The organism is Massilia sp. P2_C2 (assembly GCF_056404615.1).
The window spans coordinates 1-947 of sequence record NZ_JBFUDR010000638.1; the positions used below are offsets into that span (position 1 = coordinate 1).

The window sequence follows — 947 nt, forward strand, 5'->3', positions numbered from 1 at the left end:
ATCGGCGCCTGCATGCGCAAGCTGGCCCACCTGTGCTTTGGTGTTGTGCACACAGGCAGGCCATATGACCCAAATTACGCCATGTGAGGCTTGACGGGCGAGACGGTATCTACTGGGTCAGACCAGGACGGGTTCCGGCTCCAGCCGCACGCCGAAGCGCGCCTCGACGTCGTCCTGGATGGCGCGCGCCAGTGCCAGGATCTCGGCCCCCGTCGCGCCGCCGTTGTTCACCAGCACGAGCGCCTGCTTCGGATAGACGCCGGCCCGGCCGAGATGTTTCCCCTTCCAGCCGCAGCGGTCGATCAGCCAGCCCGCAGCCAGCTTCTCGCTGCCATCCGGCTGCGCGTGGTGCACGAGGTCCGGCCACGTGGCCAGCAGGCGTGCGCAGTGGTCGGCCGGCACGACCGGATTCTTGAAGAAGCTGCCGGCGTTGCCGATGTCGGCCGGATCGGGCAGCTTGCGGCGCCGAATCGCGATCACGGCGTCCGCCACCTGGCGCGGGGTCGGTGCCGCGCTGTCCTGCTGTTGCACGGCCTGCGCCAGTTCCGCATAGCGCAGGTTCGGCGTCCACGCGCGCGGCAGCGCGAACGTGACGTCCAGCACGACGAGGGAGGCACCTTCCGCATGCTTGAACACGCTGTCGCGGTAGCCGAAGCGGCAGGCCGCCGCGTCCATCGTGCGCGTCGATCCGTCGGCAAAATCGAACACCGTGAGCGCATGGAAACGATCCTTGACCTCGGCCCCGTATGCGCCGATGTTCTGGATGGGCGAGGCGCCGACCGTGCCCGGGATCAGCGCCATGTTCTCCAGGCCGCCCAGTCCTTGCGCCAGCGTCCATTCCACGAACGCATGCCAGTTCTCGCCCGCGCGGGCGCGCACGAGGATGGCGTCGGCCGTTTCCCCGACGATCTCCTTGCCCATGAGGCCCATATGCAACACCAGCGCAT

The 947-nt window shown here is 68.1% G+C and carries 1 protein-coding gene; it reads right to left on the reverse strand.

Annotated features, from left to right (window positions below; translation table 11 throughout):
* Positions 1–117 precede the first annotated feature (117 nt).
* The coding region (gene murB / locus AC1DYX_RS31530) for a UDP-N-acetylmuramate dehydrogenase (RefSeq protein ID WP_477266195.1) at positions 118–947 on the reverse strand (830 nt) is incomplete at its 5' end.